Annotated in this window: 19 protein-coding genes; 13 read left to right on the forward strand and 6 right to left on the reverse strand. The window is 63.8% G+C overall.

The window, feature by feature from the left end:
* Nucleotides 1–517 precede the first annotated feature (517 nt).
* Nucleotides 518–736, forward strand: a complete 219-nt coding sequence (locus B2W55_RS33740) for a hypothetical protein (RefSeq protein WP_024580424.1) — start codon at nt 518–520, stop codon at nt 734–736.
* A gap of 6 nt (nt 737–742) precedes the next feature.
* Here the strand turns inward: B2W55_RS33740 and B2W55_RS33745 are convergent, their stop codons facing one another.
* Complete coding sequence (locus B2W55_RS33745) at nt 743–1174, reverse strand: hypothetical protein (RefSeq protein ID WP_024580423.1); 432 nt, start codon at nt 1172–1174, stop codon at nt 743–745.
* Between the two features lie 77 nt (nt 1175–1251).
* Nucleotides 1252–1998 (reverse strand): S1 family peptidase, encoded by a 747-nt coding sequence (locus B2W55_RS33750; protein ID WP_024580422.1) that lies wholly within the window; start codon nt 1996–1998, stop codon nt 1252–1254.
* A 348-nt stretch (nt 1999–2346) separates the two neighbouring features.
* On the opposite strand from B2W55_RS33750, the gene B2W55_RS33755 reads away from it, so the two are divergent.
* The 5 genes from B2W55_RS33755 (at nt 2347) to B2W55_RS33775 (ending at nt 7125) form a co-directional block, all read left to right on the forward strand.
* Nucleotides 2347–3339, forward strand: coding sequence for an SPFH domain-containing protein (locus B2W55_RS33755; RefSeq protein WP_063830186.1), 993 nt, complete (start codon nt 2347–2349; stop codon nt 3337–3339).
* The gene (locus B2W55_RS33760; protein WP_024580420.1) at nt 3332–3559 is read left to right on the forward strand and encodes a hypothetical protein; all 228 of its coding nucleotides are present in this window, start codon (nt 3332–3334) and stop codon (nt 3557–3559) included. The genes B2W55_RS33755 and B2W55_RS33760 overlap by 8 nt, the downstream gene beginning before the upstream one ends.
* Nucleotides 3560–3705: 146 nt before the next feature.
* Nucleotides 3706–4152 carry a DUF805 domain-containing protein gene (locus tag B2W55_RS33765; protein WP_024580419.1) on the forward strand — a complete coding sequence of 149 codons (447 nt, stop codon included), beginning with the start codon at nt 3706–3708 and terminating at the stop codon, nt 4150–4152.
* Nucleotides 4153–4322: 170 nt separating this feature from the next.
* Complete coding sequence (locus tag B2W55_RS33770; protein WP_024580418.1) at nt 4323–5276, forward strand: aldo/keto reductase; 954 nt, start codon at nt 4323–4325, stop codon at nt 5274–5276.
* 172 nt (nt 5277–5448) lie between these two features.
* A complete protein-coding gene (locus B2W55_RS33775) occupies nt 5449–7125 on the forward strand; it encodes a carbamoyltransferase family protein (protein WP_024580417.1) in 1677 nt (558 codons plus the stop codon).
* A 49-nt stretch (nt 7126–7174) separates the two neighbouring features.
* Here the strand turns inward: B2W55_RS33775 and htpX are convergent, their stop codons facing one another.
* Both htpX and B2W55_RS33785 read right to left on the reverse strand, forming a co-directional pair.
* Nucleotides 7175–8107 carry a zinc metalloprotease HtpX gene (gene htpX / locus B2W55_RS33780; protein WP_024580416.1) on the reverse strand — a complete coding sequence of 311 codons (933 nt, stop codon included), beginning with the start codon at nt 8105–8107 and terminating at the stop codon, nt 7175–7177.
* A 229-nt stretch (nt 8108–8336) separates the two neighbouring features.
* Nucleotides 8337–9992, reverse strand: a complete 1656-nt coding sequence (locus B2W55_RS33785) for an ATP-binding protein (RefSeq protein ID WP_024580415.1) — start codon at nt 9990–9992, stop codon at nt 8337–8339.
* 180 nt (nt 9993–10172) lie between these two features.
* On the opposite strand from B2W55_RS33785, the gene B2W55_RS33790 reads away from it, so the two are divergent.
* The 4 genes from B2W55_RS33790 (at nt 10173) to B2W55_RS33805 (ending at nt 14529) form a co-directional block, all read left to right on the forward strand.
* Nucleotides 10173–11519, forward strand: coding sequence for a lytic murein transglycosylase (locus tag B2W55_RS33790; RefSeq protein ID WP_043855632.1), 1347 nt, complete (start codon nt 10173–10175; stop codon nt 11517–11519).
* Nucleotides 11520–11856: 337 nt separating this feature from the next.
* Nucleotides 11857–12360: a DUF1993 domain-containing protein gene (locus B2W55_RS33795; RefSeq protein WP_024580413.1), complete on the forward strand. Its 504-nt coding sequence runs from the start codon at nt 11857–11859 to the stop codon at nt 12358–12360.
* 118 nt (nt 12361–12478) lie between these two features.
* Nucleotides 12479–13339 (forward strand): SDR family NAD(P)-dependent oxidoreductase, encoded by an 861-nt coding sequence (locus B2W55_RS33800; protein ID WP_024580412.1) that lies wholly within the window; start codon nt 12479–12481, stop codon nt 13337–13339.
* Nucleotides 13340–13425: 86 nt separating this feature from the next.
* Nucleotides 13426–14529 carry an alkene reductase gene (locus B2W55_RS33805; RefSeq protein WP_024580411.1) on the forward strand — a complete coding sequence of 368 codons (1104 nt, stop codon included), beginning with the start codon at nt 13426–13428 and terminating at the stop codon, nt 14527–14529.
* A 187-nt stretch (nt 14530–14716) separates the two neighbouring features.
* Here the strand turns inward: B2W55_RS33805 and B2W55_RS33810 are convergent, their stop codons facing one another.
* The gene (locus B2W55_RS33810; RefSeq protein ID WP_024580410.1) at nt 14717–15190 is read right to left on the reverse strand and encodes a MarR family winged helix-turn-helix transcriptional regulator; all 474 of its coding nucleotides are present in this window, start codon (nt 15188–15190) and stop codon (nt 14717–14719) included.
* 73 nt (nt 15191–15263) lie between these two features.
* Between B2W55_RS33810 and B2W55_RS33815 the strand changes: the two genes are divergently transcribed.
* Nucleotides 15264–16439 (forward strand): FAD-dependent oxidoreductase, encoded by a 1176-nt coding sequence (locus tag B2W55_RS33815; protein ID WP_024580409.1) that lies wholly within the window; start codon nt 15264–15266, stop codon nt 16437–16439.
* A 98-nt stretch (nt 16440–16537) separates the two neighbouring features.
* Here B2W55_RS33815 and B2W55_RS33820 read toward each other — a convergent pair whose 3' ends face one another.
* Nucleotides 16538–16771, reverse strand: coding sequence for a helix-turn-helix domain-containing protein (locus B2W55_RS33820; protein ID WP_024580408.1), 234 nt, complete (start codon nt 16769–16771; stop codon nt 16538–16540).
* A gap of 462 nt (nt 16772–17233) precedes the next feature.
* Here B2W55_RS33820 and B2W55_RS33825 point away from each other — a divergent pair, with 462 nt between their 5' ends.
* Together B2W55_RS33825 and B2W55_RS33830 are read left to right on the forward strand one after the other, a co-directional pair.
* The gene (locus tag B2W55_RS33825) at nt 17234–18109 is read left to right on the forward strand and encodes a LysR family transcriptional regulator (RefSeq protein ID WP_024580407.1); all 876 of its coding nucleotides are present in this window, start codon (nt 17234–17236) and stop codon (nt 18107–18109) included.
* Nucleotides 18110–18303: 194 nt separating this feature from the next.
* Nucleotides 18304–20475, forward strand: a complete 2172-nt coding sequence (locus B2W55_RS33830) for a putative bifunctional diguanylate cyclase/phosphodiesterase (protein WP_063830185.1) — start codon at nt 18304–18306, stop codon at nt 20473–20475.
* Nucleotides 20476–20581: the final 106 nt, after the last annotated feature.

Raw genomic sequence — 20581 nt, forward strand, 5'->3', positions numbered from 1 at the left:
CCGTAGCGGCGCAGCCGCCTGCTGCCGGCGCACCGGCGCGCGCGCCGTCGCACGCCGGGTCGGCGCGGCGCGGCGCACGGTCGGGGCTTTCGGCTGATCAACCGTGACGGGAGGGAGCGTTTGCGATTGCGCATGCGCCGGCTCGAATGCGCTGATTGAAACCATGGCACAGCTCGCCGCACTCAGGCTTGCCGCCCGACCAAACGTCTTGAAAAAAATTCACTTGCCCCATCCCCGTCACGCCGACTGCGTCAGCAACGGTGATGATCTAGCGCAACGAAAATTGTGGGGCCTCGATTCGAAACCTAGAACCTCTCCACATCAGCGCTTGCGCGACGAAGTGTTGCGCATCAAGCACGCGACAGTGCGTCTCTCGGCATGCTTTGCAAGCGCGCGTCGACACGACGACACCCCTGTTTTGAATTAGACAAAATCTAAAGCAACCGGAACTGCGACGCTGATCAGGCGTTATCTGCCGCGGGGCGATTCCCTGAAGATTTGAGTGGCATTCCGAGCAATGAAGAACTTTTCCAATGCAGCGTTTGCGCCCGAGGTGATCGAGTTGATGACACGGGCGCTGGAGTCTTCGGTTGCGACGCTGCCCGATCCGGTCAGCAGTTCGCATATCAAGACGATCGCGGAATCGATCCTGCGCACGGCGAAGGACGGCGAGCGCGAGATCGATGCGTTGCAGCGTATCGCGTTGCTGGAGCTCGCGCTGGCGCCGCGCGACTGAAGCCGCTCAGGGCTTCTTCAGGTTGAGCGAGAAGCGCAGGTTGAGCGGCTGCAACATTTCCGGCGGCGGCGCCTCGCCGACATTGCCGCGTTTCAGGATGGTCCGCAGATCCTCGGTCGCGCCGGCGTCACTGAGCGCAGCAAACGTGACGCGCTCGACGGTGCCGTCCGGGTTGAGCCAGGCGCGCACCACGAGCGTCGGCGGCGGCCCGTTCTCCTTGCCGGAATGCTCGATGACCCAGTTGCGGAAGCGATTGGCAACCGTCTCGTCGGCCGCGATCCATTCCTCGAACCGGTACTTCACCAGCTTGGCGAACTGCGCCCAGGATGGCGGCGCCTGTTCAGGATTGCGAAAGTCGGTGTTCTGGGCATGGCCCGGCGCTGGGGAGAGGATCAGCAGGCCGAACGAGAGCACGAGCGTGCCCCGCAAGATGAGCATGGTTCTGGACAAGGGTTGACCGCAGGCAGCAGCTGACAGGACGACGCGCGAACATCGATCCGCGAGCAACTAGTCGCTCATTGTTGCAGGCATGTGACGCGCGCCGAGATGCTGGCGGCGCGATGCGCCCGTGACGCGGTGCCGCTCATCTGTGGCCGGTCGTCTTCCTGGATGCGGACGCCTTGGGTCTCGAGAAACGACTTGGCGTGCGCGGCATCGACCGCCAGCACGCGATCGATCGTGGTCCGGCGGCTCACCACGCCCTCGACCAGGCCGCGGGAATCCAGCACCGGCGCACCGCTGGTACCGAATGTGACATTCGAGCGCAGCACGAGATGCTGGGGATCGCGCTGAGTGCCATCGACGAACGCATTGCCGAGCGCACCGCCATGCGCAAGCATCGGCTTCAGCCGGTCATAGGCCTCGGCGAACACCATGTCGTTGGCTGCCGACACAGTCGCGCGCGGGAATACCGCTGCAAGGCCGAGCGTTCGCGGAACCTTGATCAATGCAATGTCGGTCGCGGCCAGCGCCACCAGGCGCGCAGTGACGGAGCGGCCTTCCTTGCTGACGACAATGCGGACGCAGTCCGCGACGGCATGGCGCGCGGTCAGCATGTGGCCGAGATCGTCGACAAAGAACGCAGTGCCGTCGAGCCGCTGGCTGACCGTCGGCGGCCCGGTGACGTCGCGCACCAGCGGCTCCGCCAGTTCGATCTGCCGCGCCGGCTGAAACAGCGCGAATGGCACCTGCGCTGCCGCCTCGTGTGGGGCAACGCCATCGAGCACACAACCGATCGCAAGACTGCAGGCCAGCCCGATCATACGGACAGGCAATCCCGCGCGCACCGCCGCTGCCGCGCAGCCAAAAACCGAGTGATGCACCTTCAGACCCCAACCCCAAGCCATGCCGCCGCGCAAATCGCCGCCAGCAACGTCTGTACATACACCGCACTCTCTACTTCATTTCGCGCGTCGTAGCTGGTTTCCGATCGACGTCTTGCGCGAGATTTGGAACCACCAGGCTCTAGCAACGTGCTCTCTAGGTCGTTGTTCTGGCTACGAAATAAGCCCATCGCGGCAATGTCATCGCATGCCGGCTTCTGCACTTCGTTATTTTATGATATCAAAAAATATCAGCAATTATGCTGGATGCATCAGGGGTTTGCTCCCATGACCATGCAAGATCATTCCAGTTCGGGCCTTTCCACGATCAAGGTCAGGGTCGATGACCGCCCTGCCAGGCTCGTCGGCAGCGGCTATGTCGCGCTTCTGATCGCGCTCGTGCTTCTCGTGCTCACCTGCTGGATCACCTATGGCGCTTTCTCCCGCGATGGCCATGGCGATCTCCAGGTCTCGAGTTGGTCGTTGCTCGGCGCGCTGCTGTGTCTCGTCGGCGCCATCCTGTCCGGCTGGTCGATCTATTCGTTGCAGCCGAACGAAAGCGCAGTGCTGACACTGTTCGGCGCCTATGTCGGCACGGATTCCGCGCCAGGCCTGCGCGCCACCGTGCCGTTCTTCAAGATCGCGAGGGTGTCGCAGCGGGTGCGCTACCATGAGTGCGGCAAGCTGAAGGTCAACGACCTGATCGGCAATCCGATCGAGATCGGCGCCGTGGTGGTCTGGCGGGTCGAGAACAGCGCCAAGGCGATCTTCCAGATCGACGACTATGCCGACTTCGTCGGCGCGCAGACCGAATCGGCGCTGCGCCACATCGCCGGCCGCCATCCCTATGATTTCGACGAGGCGGTTACGCATGCCGGTCCCGAGGAAGTCGTCAGCCACGACCAGGTCGCCGCGCGCACGCTGTCGCTGCGCGAGAGCGGCGATCAGGTCACCAACGAACTCGTCGTCGAGCTCAAGGAGCGGCTTGCGGTGGCCGGCGTGACCATCGACGAGGCCTGGATCAACCACCTCGCCTACGCACCGGAGATTGCCCCGGTGATGCTGCGCCGCCAGCAGGCGAGCGCGGTCATCGCCGCGCGCAAGCTCGTCGTTGCCGGCGCGGTCGACATCGTCAGGGAAGCGCTCGAGAAGCTGAAGGAGCAGACCGACATCGACCTCGATCCCGAACGCAAGGCGGCGATGGTGTCGAACCTGCTGGTCGTGCTGGTCTCCGACAAGGACGCCACCCCGGTCGTCAACACCGGAACGCTGTATGCCTAAGCGCGGGCGCCCGAAGGGGCCGGACAAGGAGCCGATCCTGCTGCGGCTCGGCAGCCCGCTGCTGGATATCCTCGATCGCCTGGCCGCCGCGGAATTCCGCTCGCGCCAGGGCCAGATCGAGAAGCTGCTGCACGAGGCGCTGGTCCGGCGCGGTGCCTGGCCGCCGAAGGCCGACTCGGGAGAGGAATCGGGGGACGACGAGACGGCGAAGCCAAGCTGAGCGAAGCACACGTATGTAATCGGCGCTGTCCGGCTGCCGGAATGCGGATGGGCAATCCCGGCGCGGCTTGCGGACACCCGTATAACGAGTATGATCCGGGCCGTTAAACCAGCCTGCGTTCTTCAAGCATTGCAGCGGAGGTCGGCTTGCTCGACTTGCTCCCGATACCCGAAGGTCGCGAGCAATTGCACGACCTGCTGTTCAATTTCGACGGGCGGATTTCGCGAGCCGGCTACTGGAGAGCGTGCATCGCCTGGGTGATCCTGCTTCTCCTGCTGTTGTTCGTCATGATCGTGTTGGGAAGCTTGATGCCGTATCTCGCGGTCTGCGTCGCGTTGATCGCGGGCGTCCTGATGTTCAACTCCCAAATCGCGGTGAGCAAGAAGCGTCTGCACGATCGCGACAAGAGCGGCTGGTGGCTGCTGTTGTTCTTTCTCGGCCCTGTGATCCTTGCGGCCATTGCGATGCTTGGAGGTGCGATTGCGAGCGTGTGCGACTTGGCTGCGCTTGCCGTCAGCGTCTGGACGATCGTCGAGCTCGGCTGCCGCCCCGGCACCACCGGTCCGAACCGCTATGGGCCCGATCCCCTCTGATCGCGCCAGCCTCTCCTTTGCTCGGCAAGATTGGCATGGCCGCCTCGGTGCGCCGCACTCGTTGTTTCCGGCCTTCCTGATGACGATCGGAACTGCGTCTTGCAAACAAACGCGATCCGTCTCACTGTCTACGCGTCGCCTGCGATCAGTCAATAATCGAAAGAACAAGCATGAAGCATCGTCCGCTCGGCCGTTCCGGCCTCTCCGTTCCTCCGCTCTGCTTCGGCTGCAACGTGTTCGGCTGGACCGTCGACGAGACGTCGTCGTTTCGCCTGCTCGACAACGTGCTGGACCACGGGCTGACGTTTCTGGATACGGCGGATGTCTATTCGCGCTGGGTACCCGGCCATAGCGGCGGCGAGTCCGAGGTCATCATCGGCAAATGGATGAAGTCGCGCGGCAACCGCGACCGCATCATCCTCGCCACCAAGGTCGGCATGGACATGGGCGGCGGTAATGTCGGACTGAAGCCGGACTACATCGCGCGCGCCGTCGAGGACTCGCTGCGACGGCTGCAAACCGAGACCATCGATCTCTACCAGTCCCACAAGGACGACGAGACGACGCCGCAGGAGGACACGCTCGCGGCCTATGACAAACTGATCAAGGCCGGCAAGATCAGGGCGATCGGCGCCTCGAACTTCTCGGCAGAGCGGCTCCAGAGCGCGCTCGATATCGCCAAGGCAAACGGGCTGCCGCGCTACGAGAGCATGCAGCCCGAATACAGCCTGGCGGAACGGTCGAGCTATGAAGGCGCGCTCGAGCGTGTGTGCCGGGAGAACGACGTCGGCGTGATCACGTTCTTCTCGCTGGCCGCCGGATTCCTCACCGGCAAGTATCGCTCGGAAAGCGACTTCGCCAAGAGCCCGCGCGGGTCACGCAGCATTCCGAGATACATGAACCCGCGCGGCATGCGCATCCTCGCCTGTCTCGACGAGGTCGCGGCGGAAAGGCGCGCCGAACCGGCCTCGGTCGCGCTCGCCTGGCTGATGGCAAAGCCCTCCATCACTGCGCCGATCGCCAGCGCGACCAAGCCCGAGCAGGTCGCGACCCTTGTCGCGGCAACCAAGCTCGAGCTGAGCAAGGAACAGGTCGAACGACTGGATGCTGCCAGCGCGCAGTAGGATTTACTGGCCCATTCGTTCCGGCATGGCCGGGCTCATCGACGGTCGGGATGCGATCGCGGACCAGCGTCTTGTCTGCGCCCGGACCTTTCGCAGGCAATCTCGATAAAGCCTCACTGTTGCGCGCAGATTGGGCAATCTTCCCCAATCGTCAGGTGCCTGGGAGCTACCGGTGAACATCCTTGGAATCAACTCGGTCTATCACGAGTCCGCCGCCGCGCTGCTGGTCGACGGCAGGCTCGTGGCGGCCGTCGAGGAGGAGCGGTTCAACCGCATCAAGCACGGCAAGCCGGCCGAGTTCGACAACCCGCACCAACTCCCCGAACGTGCGATCCGCTTTTGCCTGAAGCACGCCGGGCTCACCGCACGCGACATCGATCATGTCGGCTTCTCGTTCGATCCCAGGCAGCGCCGCAAGCGGTATCGCGCCGACTGGTGGGACCCGCGACTGGAGGAGACCTTCCGGCTCCGGCTCGGCCAGGTGCCCGGCGCCGTCGACGAACTGCTTGGACGATCGCTGGGACAGCGGCTGCATTTCGTGCCGCATCACATGGCGCACGCCGCTTCCGCCTATTTTCCCTCAGGTTTCGAACGCGCGGCGATCCTGACCATCGACGGGATCGGCGAGACCGCGGGCACCTCGCTGGCGAAGGCCATCGGCACCCGGATCCAGACCATCGAGACCTTCGAGTATCCGCACTCGATCGGCTTCATCTGGGAGGTGTTCAGCGGCTATCTCGGCTTCTCGCATTACGACGCCTCGAAGGTCATGGGCCTCGCCGCCTACGGCGATCCGGACGTGTATCGCGAGCAGTTCCAATCGATCATGCACGCCAACGAGGTGAACTACGGGGTGTCGCCGGATTATCTCGGCAACAGCCCGGAGCGTTACGCCCGAATGGAAGCCGTGTTCGGTCCGGGCCGCTACGAGGACGACGAGATCCTGCCGCGGCATGCCGACATGGCGGCGGCATTGCAGGCCGCGACGGATGCCGCTGTCATCGCCGCGGTGCGCCGCCTCAAGCGCAGGGTGCCGTTCGACAATCTGTGCCTTGCCGGCGGTGTCGCGCTGAATTGCGTGACCAACGAGCTGGTCCGGCGCTGCGGCGAATTCAGCGATGTGTTCATCCCGTCGGCGCCGCACGACGCCGGCACCGCGATCGGCGCCGCCTATGCCGTGCATTGCGTCAAGCAGAAGCGCCCGCCCGAGCGCGGCAACGCGACGCCCTATCTCGGGCCTGGATTCAAGCGGCCAGCCATTCTCGCCGCGGTCAAATCCGCCGGCCTCAAGGCGCGGCGCAGCAAGACGCCAGCGCGCGATGCCGCTGGCATGATCGCCAGCGGCAAGATCGTCGCCTGGTTCCAGGGCCGCATGGAATTCGGGCCACGCGCGCTTGGCAACCGATCGCTGCTCGCCGACCCGAGGCGGCCGGACATGCGCGACATCCTCAATCAGAAGGTCAAACACCGGGAAGATTTCCGGCCGTTTGCGCCGAGCGTGCTGGCTGAGCATGCCGAGGAATGGTTCGAGATCGGCCCGCTGACGGCCAGCCACGAATTCATGCTGTTTGCCTGTCCGGTGCGGCCGGAGCGGCGCGATCAGATCCCCGCGGTGCTGCACCGGGACGGCAGCGCTCGGGTGCAGATCGTCAGCCGCCGATCAAACCCGCGCTTTCACCAGCTGATCTCCTGCTTCTTCGCCGAGACCGGCGTGCCGCTCGTCGTCAACACGTCGTTCAACGACAGCGAACCGATCGTCTGCACGCCTACCGACGCGATCGTCACCTTCCGCAAATCCGGCATCGACGCGCTGTTCATGGACGACGTATTGCTTACGGCGCCGGCGTGAGCCTGCATCCGGACGCGAGCTTCAACCCCGAGGCTTCAACCTCAAGACTTCACCCCCAAGGCCCGCGCTGGCCCGATGATCCGCCCCATGGACTGCGCTGCGGATAGGTCGCGCCGGTGTTGCGCGGCGCGGTCTGGGTGCCGAGCTCGGCGGCGAGCTGCTGGAGCGCGGCGATGCGGTTTGCGGTCGAGGGATGGGTCGAGAACAGATTGTCGACGCCGTGGCCCGATAGCGGGTTGATGATGAACATGTGCGCGGTGGCCGGATTGCGTTCGGCCTCCATGTTGGTCACCTGGTGCGCGGCGTTCTCGATCTTCGCCAGCGCGGACGCCAGCCACATCGGCTGGCCGACGATGCGCGCGCCGAAATTGTCGGCGGCGTACTCGCGGGTGCGGCTGATCGCCATCTGCACCAGCATGGCGCCGAGCGGCGCCAGGATCATCATCGCAATCGAGCCGATGATACCGGGACCGTTGTTGTTGCGGTTGCCGCCGAAGAACATGCCGAACTGAGCCAGCATCGAGATCGCACCGGCGATCGTCGCCGTGATCGTCATGGTCAGGGTGTCGTGATGCTTGATATGCGCTAGCTCGTGCGCGATCACGCCAGCGAGCTCCTCGCGGCTGAGCTGCTGCATCAGGCCCGTGGTGACGGCGACCGCCGCGTTCTCCGGATTGCGGCCGGTCGCGAACGCATTGGGCTGCGGCTGGTCCATCAGGAACACACGCGGCATCGGCAGCGCGGCGCGCTGCGCAAGCTCCGCGACCAGATTGTAGAGTTCGGGCGCCGTGCGCGCATCGACCTGATGGGCGCCGTACATCGACAGCACCATGCGATCGGAATTCCAGTAGGCGAACAGATTTGTCGCAGCCGCCACGATGAGGGCGAGCACGGCGCCGGTGCCGCCGCCGATCAAATAGCCGACACCCATGAACAGGGCGGTGAGGCCGGCAAGCAGGAGCGCGGTACGAAAATAATTCATCGTGGTTCCCTGACGGCAGGCGGAATGCTGCCACAACTGACGCCGTTGAGGTAGTGATTTTGCCGCGAGCGTCGCAAGGGCACGCCGTGCGTCGCAGCGACGCGGCGCGGATTAACGATTGGTCATGTGCGGCGATCCGTAGGCTGGATGGAGCGCAGTGACATGCGGGGAGACTGCCCCGCACGTCGCTTCGCTCATGCGGGCTACGAATCCGTCTTCCGGGTCGCGCCTACTCCGCCGGCTCCTGCTGCGCGATCACCGTCTCCTCGTCGCGCAGCGCGACCCGCAGCAAGCGCGCGAGCTCGGCGCGGCTGTAGGGCTTGGCCAGGAACAGGATGCCCTGCTCGAGCTTGCCGTCCTGGTCGATCGCATTCTCGGTGTAGCCCGACGTGAACAGCACCCGCAAACCGGGCCGCCGCTGCTGCGCTTCGGCGGCAAGATCGCGCCCATTCATGGCGCCGGGCATGATGACGTCGGTGAACAGCAGATCGACCGGGGCGCCGCTGTCGAGCACGGCCAGCGCCTCCGCACCGTTGTTGGCCGACAGCGTCGTGTAGCCGAGGCTGTCGATCTGGGCGAGCACATAGGTGCGCACCAGCTTGTCGTCCTCGACGACCAGCACCACTTCCTGCGCGCCGCGGACCTCCGGATGTCGCCGCTCGGGCACCACGACCGGAGCGACTGCCGCCGCGCGCGGCAGATAGAGCATGACCCTGGTGCCGCGGCCGACCTCGCTCTCCAGCACGATATGGCCGTTGGACTGCTTGACGAAACCGTAGACCATGCTGAGCCCGAGGCCGGTGCCCTTGCCGACGTCCTTGGTGGTGAAGAACGGCTCGAACACCTTGGCGAGATCGGACTCGGCGATGCCCTGGCCATTGTCGGCCAGCGTGATCGCGACATACTCGCCGGCGGCAAGCCCGTCATGGCCCTGCACGTCGGACGGCTTCAGCTCGGCGGCGCGGGCCTCGATCGTGAGCCGGCCGCCCTTCGGCATCGCGTCGCGCGCGTTGAGCGCGAGGTTGATGATCGCGGTGACGAGCTGGTTGGCATCGACCAACGCGCGCGGCAGATCGGGCACCGGGCGGAATTCGATGTCGACGTGATCGCCGATGGTCGGCCGCAGCAGCTCGATGGTGTCGACCATCAGCGCGTTGACGTCGACGTCGCTCGGCTGCAACGGCTGCTTGCGCGCGAAGGCGAGCAGATGCCGGGTCAGCGATGCGCCGCGGTCGGCGGCATCGCGGATCAGGCCGGTGATCTCGGTGAGCTGCCGGTTATGGGTGACCGCATCCGACAGGATGTCGATGGTGCCGGTGATGACGGTGAGGATGTTGTTGAAGTCGTGCGCGATGCCGCCGGTGAGCTGGCCGACCGCTTCCATCTTCTGCGCCTGGCGGATCTTGCTCTCATTGACCTCGGCCTCGCGGAACCGCTCCAGCAGGAACTCGGAGCGCTGGCGCTGCCGCCCCTCCTCGGCAAGCGCGACATGCGCCTCGTGCAGCTGCGCCTCGGTCGGGATCGCGAGGATGCGCGGGATCAGCGGCCACAGCAGCACCGCGGTGAAGATCGAGGCGATTGCGGTCAGCGCCTTGACCAGGCCCTCGAGGCCGTAGATCGGAACCCACAGCGTATAGATCGAGAACACATGGGTCAGCCCGCAGGCGAGGATGAAGGCGGCAAACGGCCAGGCCATCCAGCCGAACTGGAAATCGCGCCGCTTGGAGACGAGGATCGCCAGCGCAAACGGGATCGAGAAGTACGAAGCGGCAATGATGGCGTCTGAAATCACGTGGAGCCAGATCAGCTCCGGCTCCCACAACAGGCAGATGCCATGCGGCGAAAGCGTCGACGAATCCAAGAGACGCTCGAGAAAACTCCACATGGGTCCCTCCGGGCGTGATCGATCCGCCGACACCCCTGCCCGCGAATCACTTGTCGATCATAGCGGCGACGACTCACTCTGCCGAAGCCCAATTGGTCTAACGGCGATGCCCCGTTGTTGCCCGGTATCGCCCTGGTGTATGCAGGAGGTCTTATCCCCCTATTCAAGCCGGTGATATCGATGCCAGCATCTTCCCCCCGCGTCCCGATCGTGATCGCTGTGTTGGCGGCGGCGCTGGCGCTCTCGACGACCGCCCTGGCGCAGCAGCTACTGCCCAATCCCGCTGCCCCGGCCCCGGCCAGGGCGCGCCCGGCCGCAGTAGCGATGCCGAGGGCGGCGTCCTGCCACAACGGCCAGAGCTTCGATCGCTTCCTCGCCGAGCTGAAGCAGAAGGCGGTGGCCGCCGGCGTCTCGCAGGCAACCATCGCGGAGGCCGCGCCCTATTTGGTCTACGACCAGGGCATCGTCAATCGCGACCGCGGCCAGCGCGTGTTCGGGCAGATCTTCACCCAGTTCGCCGGCCGCATGGCCGCAAACTATCGCATGCAGCAGGGCCAGCAGCACATCCGGACCTACGCGGCCGCGTTCGCACGCGCCGAGAAGGAATATGGCGTGCCGCCGGCGGTGATCGCCGCGTTCTGGGGACTGGAGAGCGATTTCGGTGCCCAGATGGGCAATCTGCCGACGCTGAGGTCGCTGGTGTCGCTGGCCTATGACTGCCGCCGCTCCGAGATGTTCCAGGGCGAGACCATCGCGGCACTGAAGATCATCGAGCGCGGCGATCTCTCGCCCGACGAGATGATCGGCTCCTGGGCCGGCGAGCTCGGCCAGACGCAATTTTTGCCGACGCATTATTTCAACTATGCGGTCGACTATGACGGCGACGGCCATCGCAATCTGCTCGCCAGCGGCCCCGACGTGATCGGCTCGACCGCGAACTACATAGCCAACGGGCTGAAGTGGCGGCGCGGCGAGCCGTGGCTTCAGGAAGTGCGCGTGCCGCAGGCGACGAGTTTTCCGTGGGACCAGGCCGACCTCACGATCAAGCTGCCGCGCTCGAAATGGGTCGCACTGGGCGTTACCTCGACCGACGGCAAGGCGTTGCCGAACGACGAATTGCCGGCCTCGCTGCTGCTGCCGATGGGGCGGCTGGGTCCGGCGTTCCTCGCCTATCCGAATTTCGCCGCCTATACCGAGTGGAATAACTCGCTGATCTATTCGACCACCGCGGGTTATCTCGCCAGCCGCATCGCGGGCGCGCCGCCGATGCAACGGCCGCACGCCCCGGTCGCGCAACTGCCGTTCAACGAGATCAAGGAGCTGCAATCGCTGCTGGCGCGCGCGGGCTACGATGTCGGCAAGATCGACGGCGTGCTCGGCCAGGCGAGCCGCAGCGCGGTGAAGGCGATGCAGATGAAGTACGGCCTGCCGGCGGATTCCTGGCCGACCGCGGAGCTGCTGGCGCGGATGCGCGGCGGCGGTCGCGCCCAACCGGCCGCCGACGCCGCGGTGCCGGGGATGCGGTAGCCTCGCGGCTCACATTCCGTAGCCCGAATGAAGCGAAGTAAGATCTGGGAGGACAAACAACGTGGCTCCCCGGATTGCGCTGCGCCCCGCCGGGCTACGCCCTCTCTTTCCCCGTCACCCTGAGGTGCGAGCGCAGCGAGCTTCGAAGGGTCGACGGCCCGACTGGGGCCGTGCATCCTTCGAGACGCGCTTCGCGCTCCTCAGGATGACGGGAAAAACAAAGAATATTTGACCGACTGTTACAGCGGTCCGCAGTTGTATTCTTCCAACCGCGGCCCCACTTGCAGCATCGCCGTTCGGTCACATCCGGATTTTCATCAGACCCAGGGAGCATCACATGTCCTTTTATGACGCCGTCGTCCCCGCTTATCTTCAGATCCTCAACAGCCTCACCGGCGAATTGACCAAGGCCGAGGCGCATTGCGAGGCCAAGAAGATCGCCCCCGAGGTGCTGCTGGAATCGCGGCTCTATCCGGACATGCTGCCGCTGACCAAGCAGATTCAACTGGTTTGCGATCATGCCTCGCGGGGCTGCGCGCGGCTGACGCACAGCGACGTGCCCTCGACGCCCGACACCGAGAAGAGCTTCGCCGAACTGAAGCAGCGGCTGGCCAAGACGATCGACTATGTGAAGTCGTTCAAGCCGGCGCAGTTCGACGGCGCCGACGCCAAGGACGTCACCTTCCCGATCGGCGCCGAGCGCACCATGACGTTGAAGGGCCAGCAATTCCTTAGCGCGTTCTCGTTCCCGAACTTCTATTTCCACGCCGTGACCGCGCACGGCATCCTGCGCCACAACGGCGTCGAGGTCGGCAAGCGCGACTTCCTCGGCGTCAGCTGACGTCATATTCCCCGCCGCGGGATTTTCGTCTTCGCCGAAGATCAAGCGGTCACGTCGCCTCGCGCGCGCCGGCATGCTACTGCTCCCTGACAACAACAAGACGTCAGGGAGCACGCTCATGTCGACCACAACCCACGCACCGAAAGCCATCGATCCCTCCGCCTCGCTGCATGCCGAAGCGCTCGGGCTTGCCAAGAACCATGGCCGCCTCGCCGGGCGGCGCATCATCGTCGTTGGCGCGGGACAGCGCACCACCGTCGACGCGGAGCCGCCGATCGGCAACGGCCGCGCCATGAGCGTGCTGTTCGCGCGCGAGGGCGCCGCGCTCGCCTGCCTCGACGTCAACAAGGAAGCCGCCGACAACACCGTTGCGCAGATCACCGGCGAAGGCGGCAAGGCCTTCACCGACGTGGTCGATGTATCCGACATCGCGGCGATCGCGCCCGCGGTCGAACGCTGCGCCAAACAGCTCGGCGGGCTTGACGGGCTGGCGCTGAATGTCGGGATTTCCTCCGGCCTGTCGCTGCCCAAGATGACGGCGGAAGCCTGGGACCGCGACTATGCCGTCAACGTGCGCAGCCACATGTTGTTCGCGCAGAAGGCGCTGGATCTGATGGCGCCGGGCGGCGCGATCATCCTGATCTCGTCGATGGCGAGCCAGCGCGCCGGCGGCCGCAATCCCGCCTATGAATCCTCCAAGGCGGCGCAGATCGCGCTGGGCCGGGCGATCGCACGGGCCGGCGAGGACAAGGGCATTCGCTGCAACGTGATCGCGCCCGGCTTCATGGACACGCCGATGGGCCGCGATGCCAGCCGCCGGCGATCGGATCGCGCCCTGACGGTGCCTTTCGGCCGCCAGGGCACCGGCTGGGAGGTCGCCTATGCCGCGCTGTTCCTGATTTCGAATGAATCCTCCTACGTGAACGCGCACACCCTGTTCCTCGATGCCGGCCACATGGGCGGAATCGTGCGCAGCTAGCCTGCAAACCGCGCATGGACAGGCCATTGCGCTGACCGCGACAATGCACAAGTCTCCTGCATCCATCACATCCGGAACATTTGCCCATGAGCCAACCGACCAAACTCTTCGAGCCCTTCAAGCTTGGCGCACTGACGCTGCCGAACCGCCTCGTCATGGCGCCGCTGACGCGCAACCGCGCGGTGCCGCCCGGCATGGTGCCGAGCCCGCTCGCGGTGGACTATTATGGCCAGCGCGCCTCGGCCGGCCTTCTGGTCACCGAAGCCAGTCAGGTCTCGCAGCAGGGCCAGGGCTACCAGGACACGCCCGGCATCTATTCGAAGGAGCAGGTCGCGGCCTGGCGCAAGGTCACCGATCGCGTGCATGAGCGCGGCGGCCGCATCTTCATCCAGCTCTGGCATGTCGGCCGCATCTCCCACACCTCGTTGCAGCCGAACGGCGGCGCACCGGTGGCGCCGAGCGCGATCCGCGCCAAGACCAAGACCTTCGTCAACGGCACCTTCGCCGACGTCTCCGAGCCGCGCGCGCTCGAACTGTCGGAGATCCCCGGCATCATCGAGGACTTCAAGCGGGCGACCGCGAATGCGCTGGCGGCCGGCTTCGACGGCGTCGAGATCCACGGCGCCAACGGCTATCTGCTCGACCAGTTCGCCAGGGACAGCAGCAACAAGCGCACCGACGCCTATGGCGGCGGAATCGAGAACCGCGCCAAGCTGATGCTGGAAGTCTCCAAGGCGGTCACCACCGAGGCCGGCGGCGAGCGCACCGGCATCCGCATCTCGCCGGTGACGCCGGCCAACGACGTCTCCGACGCCAATCCGCAACCGCTGTTCGACTACATCGTCGACCAGCTCAATGCGCTGAAGTTGACCTATATCCACGTCATCGAGGGCGCGACCGGCGGCCCGCGCGACAACGCGCCGTTCGACTACGCCTCGCTGCGCAAGCGCTTCAAGCAGGCCTATGTCGCCAACAACGGCTACGACGTCGCGCTGGCGGAGAAGGTGCTGGAGGCAGGTGCGGCCGACCTGATCGCGTTCGGCAAGCCGTTCATCTCCAACCCCGACCTGGCCGAGCGGCTCAAGGCCGGCGCCCCGCTCAACGAGTGGGACAAGGCGACCTTCTACGGCGGCGGTGCCAAGGGCTACACCGACTATCCGACGCTGAAGGCGACGGAAGCGGCGGAGTAAGATCGGGCTTGATCCACCTCGTCATTCCGGGATGCGCCGCCAGGCGTAGACCCGGAATCCATTGATCAGCATCACACGCGTCGAAATGGATTCCGGGCTCGCGCTTCGCGCGCCCCGGAATGACGAAGGAGAAAAGGCCGGGATCTCGCTCCCGGCCTTTTCGTTGCATGGCCGCACGCCCGACTTCCTACGCATCGACGGCTTCCCCGCTCTCGACCTCTTCCGCGACCATGCGGTCGAGGTTGCGGTTGAGCCGCCGCAGCAGATCGAGCAACGTCGCTGCCTCGGCCGCGCTGAAGCCGGCCAGCGCCTGGTCCTGGCTGCGATGGAGCGCCTTGCGCGCGGCCGGCAATCTCGCCCTCGCCGCCTTGGTCAGCGAGACCAACTGGCTGCGGCCGTCGCCCGGCATCGGCGTGCGCTGTATGAGGCCGTCGCGCTCCATCCGCACCAGGATTTGCGCCATCGATGGCTGCTCGACCTTCGCGGCGCGAGCGAGATCGCGCTGTGACATCGCCTTGCCATCACGCAGCAGATACAGCACCGGCAATTGCCCGATGCTGAAGCCGAGCGGCTTCACCCGCCGCTCGCCGAGCCGCAAGAAGCTGCGCGAGGCCATGTTGACCAGCGGTGCGGGACGATCGAACAGGTCCCAATCGGTCACAATCCCTCCATTTACATAGGCACCTATTTATACTACATAGTCTCCTATGTAACTTGATGTCAGCGTGGTGTCCATGAGTTCCATTCGCATCGCGATTATCGGCGCCGGCCCAGGCGGCATGACCCTCGCACGCCTGCTGCACCTTGCCGGGATCGAGGCAAGCCTGTTCGAGCGGGAAGGTTCGGCAGACGAGCGGCCGCAGGGCGGCACGCTCGACCTGCATGCCGACAGCGGCCAGCTGGCGCTGGCGCGCGCCGGGCTGACCGAGGGATTCCTGCGCATCGCACGTTACGAAGACCAGGGCAGCCGGCTCTACACCGACGATGGCCGGCTGCTGCTGGCGGATGACGACATGACCGGCGACCGTCCCGAGGTCGATCGTACGGCGCTCCGCGACCTGTTGCTGCGTTCCCTGCCGCCTGGTGCCGTGACCTGGGGCCGTGGCCTGCGCGTGGTCCAGCCGCGTGATGACGGCCGTTACGATCTCGTCTTCGACGGCGCACGCGAGGGGCCGTTCGATCTCGTGATCGGGGCCGACGGCGCGTGGTCGCGGGTGCGGCCGCTGGTGTCGCGCTATCAGCCGCAATATAGCGGGCTGACCTTCATCGAGTTCGGCATCGACGAGGTCGATACGAAGCACCCTACCCTCTCGCAGCTGGTCGGCCGCGGCAAGATGGGCGCCGAGAGCGCCGGCCGCAACCTGATCGTCCAGCGCAATGGAAGGGCGCATCTGCGCGGCTATGCGATCTTCCGCGTGCCGGTCGAATGGGCCGAACGGCGCTTCGACGTCAGCTCGCCATCCGCGATGCGCAGCGCGCTGCTCGGCGAGTTCGACGGCTGGGCCGATGCCCTGCTCGATCTGTTCCGCGCCAGCAACGACCAATTCGCCCTCCGCCCGATCCACGCGCTGCCGGTCGGCCATCACTGGACCAACCGCCCGGGCATCACCCTGCTCGGCGATGCCGCGCATCTGATGTCGCCGTTCGGCGGTGAAGGCGTCAACGCGGCGATGCTGGATGCGGCGGAGCTGGCACGGCACCTGGTTGGAACGCTGGATTGGCGCGAGGCGGTTCGCACCTATGAGGCCGAGATGTTCGCCCGCGTCGCCGGGCCCGCCGGTGAAGCCGCCGAAGCCGCCGCGACCGAGCTGTCGCATATCAGCCAGCAACTGACATTGGCGCATCACCAAGCGCACATGCAGATGCGCGCGGCGGCCGTCTCCTCCGTTGCGCGAGGAGACGAATCGTAACCTCACTAACGAGCAACTCTAGTTTGATTGACTCAGGTTCAACGGCTGCGAGCCAGAGGGCGCCTGAGTGGATCGCCAAGGTGCAACCATGTCGAATGCTACGTATCGAGCTCCACGAAAAAGGCGTCCATCGGCAGCCCGAATAATCGAGCGATCATACAGAGTTTCCTGGCAGAAATTCCGTCGGCCCCATCCTCGTATCTTTGCAGTTGCAGCAACGAAACCCCAATGAACCCGGCGAGCGCTGCCTGCGTCAGACCGCCTAAAATGCGTCGCTGTCGAATATTCGCACCGATCATCCGATCGATCTCATCAAGACGACTACGCGCCATATCGGCCTGCGCTTGTTACCGGCGTCGTTCTCATCCACCATTGATGTCGGCGTAGCTGGTCAACTTCAATACATCGCCTGCGCAGATTATTTTCATCAGTGTGAATTTTATTTGCCGTGCTTTCGGTTCAAGATTGTACGAATCTTGAAACGGTTTGCGGGGATTCGTTGAGGAACTTTTTGTCCCGTTTATTCGTTCGGACACCCCCGAATCGGGGAACACGCAGACGGGCGCTGGATATACTCCATCGGTCAACCTTCGCGGAACCGGCCGCGGACTCCCTTGTTTCCAACCTTCCGTCACGGCCCCGGTCGCGCCTGCGGCCTGTATACCTTGGCGGATGCGGATTGCGATTTGCCTGCGGAGCCAGGCTCGAAATTGCTAGGCATCGCGCCGGCGACAATAATGCCAAACGCCCCGTCGGGCGGCTCGCGTATCTGAAATGTCCATGAGGATGACGAGATGTACCTGCGTCGCTATCAGGTTTACGAAGCCGTTTTTCGGTTGAAATCATTCTCGCGCGCGGCCGAGGAACTCAACATAACCGCCAGCGCCGTCAGTCATCAGATCAGGATTGTAAGTGAAGAAGTTGGCCGAACTCTGTTTGTACGCGACGTCGATGGAATTCAGTTCACGGAAACGGGGGCGCTGTTGGGGAACCGTTTGATGGAGTCATTTACGGACATCAAACACTCCATCAATGATGCGTCGCGGGAGAGGCTAGACCAGCTGCGCATAACCTGCTGCACGTCAATTTCGGCATCGATCATGCCAGGCATAGTCAAGGAACTGCTGGAAAGCGGCTTGGATGTCGATGTCGCGACAAATACAACGATTGACGACGTGGTGAGTCCAATCAATTGCGACGTCTTCATAACGACGGGAAATTCCTATCGATTGTTCGAGTATGAGGAATTGATGAGCGAGATCGTCGCGCCGGTGACTTCGTCGAAATCGACCGACGGCAATACATTCATTACGACAAAGGGCGTGGAGGCTTTGCTCCCGCTCCTGGGATTCGAGCAGCCATCCGACGTGCGACAGGTGCGATGCTCACTCTACGTCGCGGCTCTGGCGATGTGCTTGCAGGGGGTTGGCGTTGCCATTCTTCCGCTGTTTCTGGTTCGCCCGCATCTGGAGAGTGGAGAATTGATTCTCTGGAAGGAGGCATTCCTTCCGTCGGGACGCAATTATTCGATGGCTGTGAATAAATCGACCAACTTTGACAGCCGGATTTCTAAGGTACGAAAGATCATTCGGAGGAACTTCGCCCAAGTCGCGGGTTCCACTTTGGAGCACCGATCCGCGGCCGGTTCGAATGACAGGCGCCAGCTGTAGTCGTTGCGCAGGCAACCTTCTGCCGCTGCCCTGGGGAATGAAACGACTTCACCGACATGAATTCATTTGATCCCCGGGCCAGCAGCTCTTGCAGGAAGCATTAAAGAGTCCGTCGCTACGGTCGGTCGGAGCGCCCCCGCGGACATATCCTGCGTGGGAATCTCGATGTGTCCGCGCAGAGGTTGGTAACTTTGATGACAATACTCAATTGTGTTTTCCTCACACACAATATCTGGCTTGTGCTGATTGCGGCGCTCATCTGCGCAGGAGGCTCGTGGACGGTCATCCGCCTGTTCTACCGAGCATCCAACACCCAGGGAGCGCAGCGCCTCGGCTGGCATTTCCTTACGGCCGTCGCCGCGGGGGCGGCGATCTGGTGCACGCATTTCGTCGCGATGCTGGCCTTCGACCCAGGCGTGCCCGTTGGTTTTGATCCGATCCTGACAATACTGTCGCTCTTGATGGCCATGGCCGGCACATTCGCCGGCTTCCTCTTGGCGGCGACCAGCTCAACGCAGCCCATTCCCGCGATCGGAGGTGGCCTTGTTGGCCTGACCATCTCCGCCATGCACTATGTCGGCATGATGGCCTACCGGGTCCAGGGGATCGTGTCGTGGGATATGGTCTACCTGGATGCCTCGATTGTGCTCTCAGTCGTTCTTTCGGGCTTGGCGCTGCACTTTGCGATGCGCCGCGCCGCTGAAGTCGACAAGTATCTCGCCACCGGCCTCCTAGCGTTGGCAATCACCAGCCTGCACTTCACTGGCATGACGGCGTTCCAAGTCTTGCCGATGCGCATGGACGGCTCGTTTTCCGATCCAGCGGCGTTGTGGACATTGGCCATTTGTGTCGCCGGCGTGGCGCTGGTAGTTGTCGGCGCCGGGCTCGCCAGCTACCTGATCGACAATAGCACGCGCGCCGCTTCCGACGAGCAGCTCCGCTACATGGCGCTGAATGACACCCTGACCGGATTGCCGAATCGCGCGAGCTTTAATGCGCGCCTCGACCACGAACTCGACTTCGCCCGCAGGACAGGCGCCAGGATCGCCCTGATTGGCATCGACCTCGATCGCTTCAAAGAGATCAACGATCTTCGCGGCCATGCAGCGGGTGATGAGGTATTGAGGGTCATTGCGCAACGCATCGCAAACCTGCTCCGCGAAGGTGAGTTTGCCGCGCGGCTCGGTGGCGACGAATTCATGGCCATTCATCGACTGCGCGATGTGACCGCTCTAGAGGATTTTGTTAAACGGCTCGAAAACGCCTTCTCTCGACCGATCCAGCTCGATAACGTTGAGATCGCTCCGGGGGCCAGTCTCGGGATCGCGATCTACCCCGACAATGGCTCTGACAAGGCTACCTTGATCAGTAACGCAGACTTGGCCATGTACAGCGCCAAATCGGATATTGCGCGAGCCGCCTGCTTCTACGACCCATCCATGGGTGACCTGGTCCGTGCGCGACGAAATCTGGTCGGCGAGTTGCGCGATGCACTTGAGAACAATCAGCTGGATATTCATTATCAGGTGCAGACGTCTGTCACGACAGGGGAAATTTGCGGCTACGAGGCGTTGCTGCGGTGGGAGCACCCGCAGCGCGGATCTATTCCGCCGTCGGAATTCATTCCGTTGGCCGAGCAGAACGGTCTCATTCTGCAGATCGGCGAATGGGTGCTGCGAACCGCCTGCGCGAAGGCAGCAGTCTGGGAGCCTCAATACAAGGTGGCGGTCAACCTCTCTCCGATTCAGCTGGTGCACCACGATCTGCCCAAGCTCATTCTCGAGGTTCTGCTTGATACGGGACTGTCGCCTGAAAGGCTCGAGCTTGAACTGACCGAATCGACGATATTCGTGGACAAGGATCGTTCGCTGCACATTTTGCGCCAGATCCGAGCGCTCGGCGTCAGCATTGCGCTTGACGACTTTGGAACGGGATACTCTTCGCTCGAAACGCTGCGCGCATTTCCGTTCAACAAGATCAAGCTCGATCGTTCATTCATGCAGGAGATCGAATGCAGCCCACAGGCCAAGGCGATCATTCGTGCCGTTCTGGCGCTCGGCAAGAGCCTTGATATCCCAATTCTGGCGGAAGGGATTGAAACGGAAGGGCAGTTCGCCTTACTGAGCGCGGAAGGATGCGACGAAGCACAGGGCTATCTATTCGGGCGTCCTGCGCCGCTTCATCAGATCGTATCAAGCGGCCAACTGGCAATGACCGATCCACATGAAAGTGGGACGTTGGGAGATCGCTCGCCTGCTGTGCCGCTCATTTCTCCGAGCAGCGGGCCATCTGGTCAGGCCGCAATCCAAGCGGCCGACGGCGAACAAGTCAATGGTGCCGCCTGGCATCGTCTTCAGACCGGTTAAGTAGCCAGATCCTGCTGGCATGATGCTTGTGCGCGCGCTCGCAGTTGACAGGTATCGCACGGACTAGCCATCAACTCTGACGCCGCATAGCATGCCTCGTATCGGG

The organism is Bradyrhizobium sp. UBA2491 (genome assembly GCF_002341725.1).
Classification (GTDB): Bacteria; Pseudomonadota; Alphaproteobacteria; order Rhizobiales; family Xanthobacteraceae; genus Bradyrhizobium.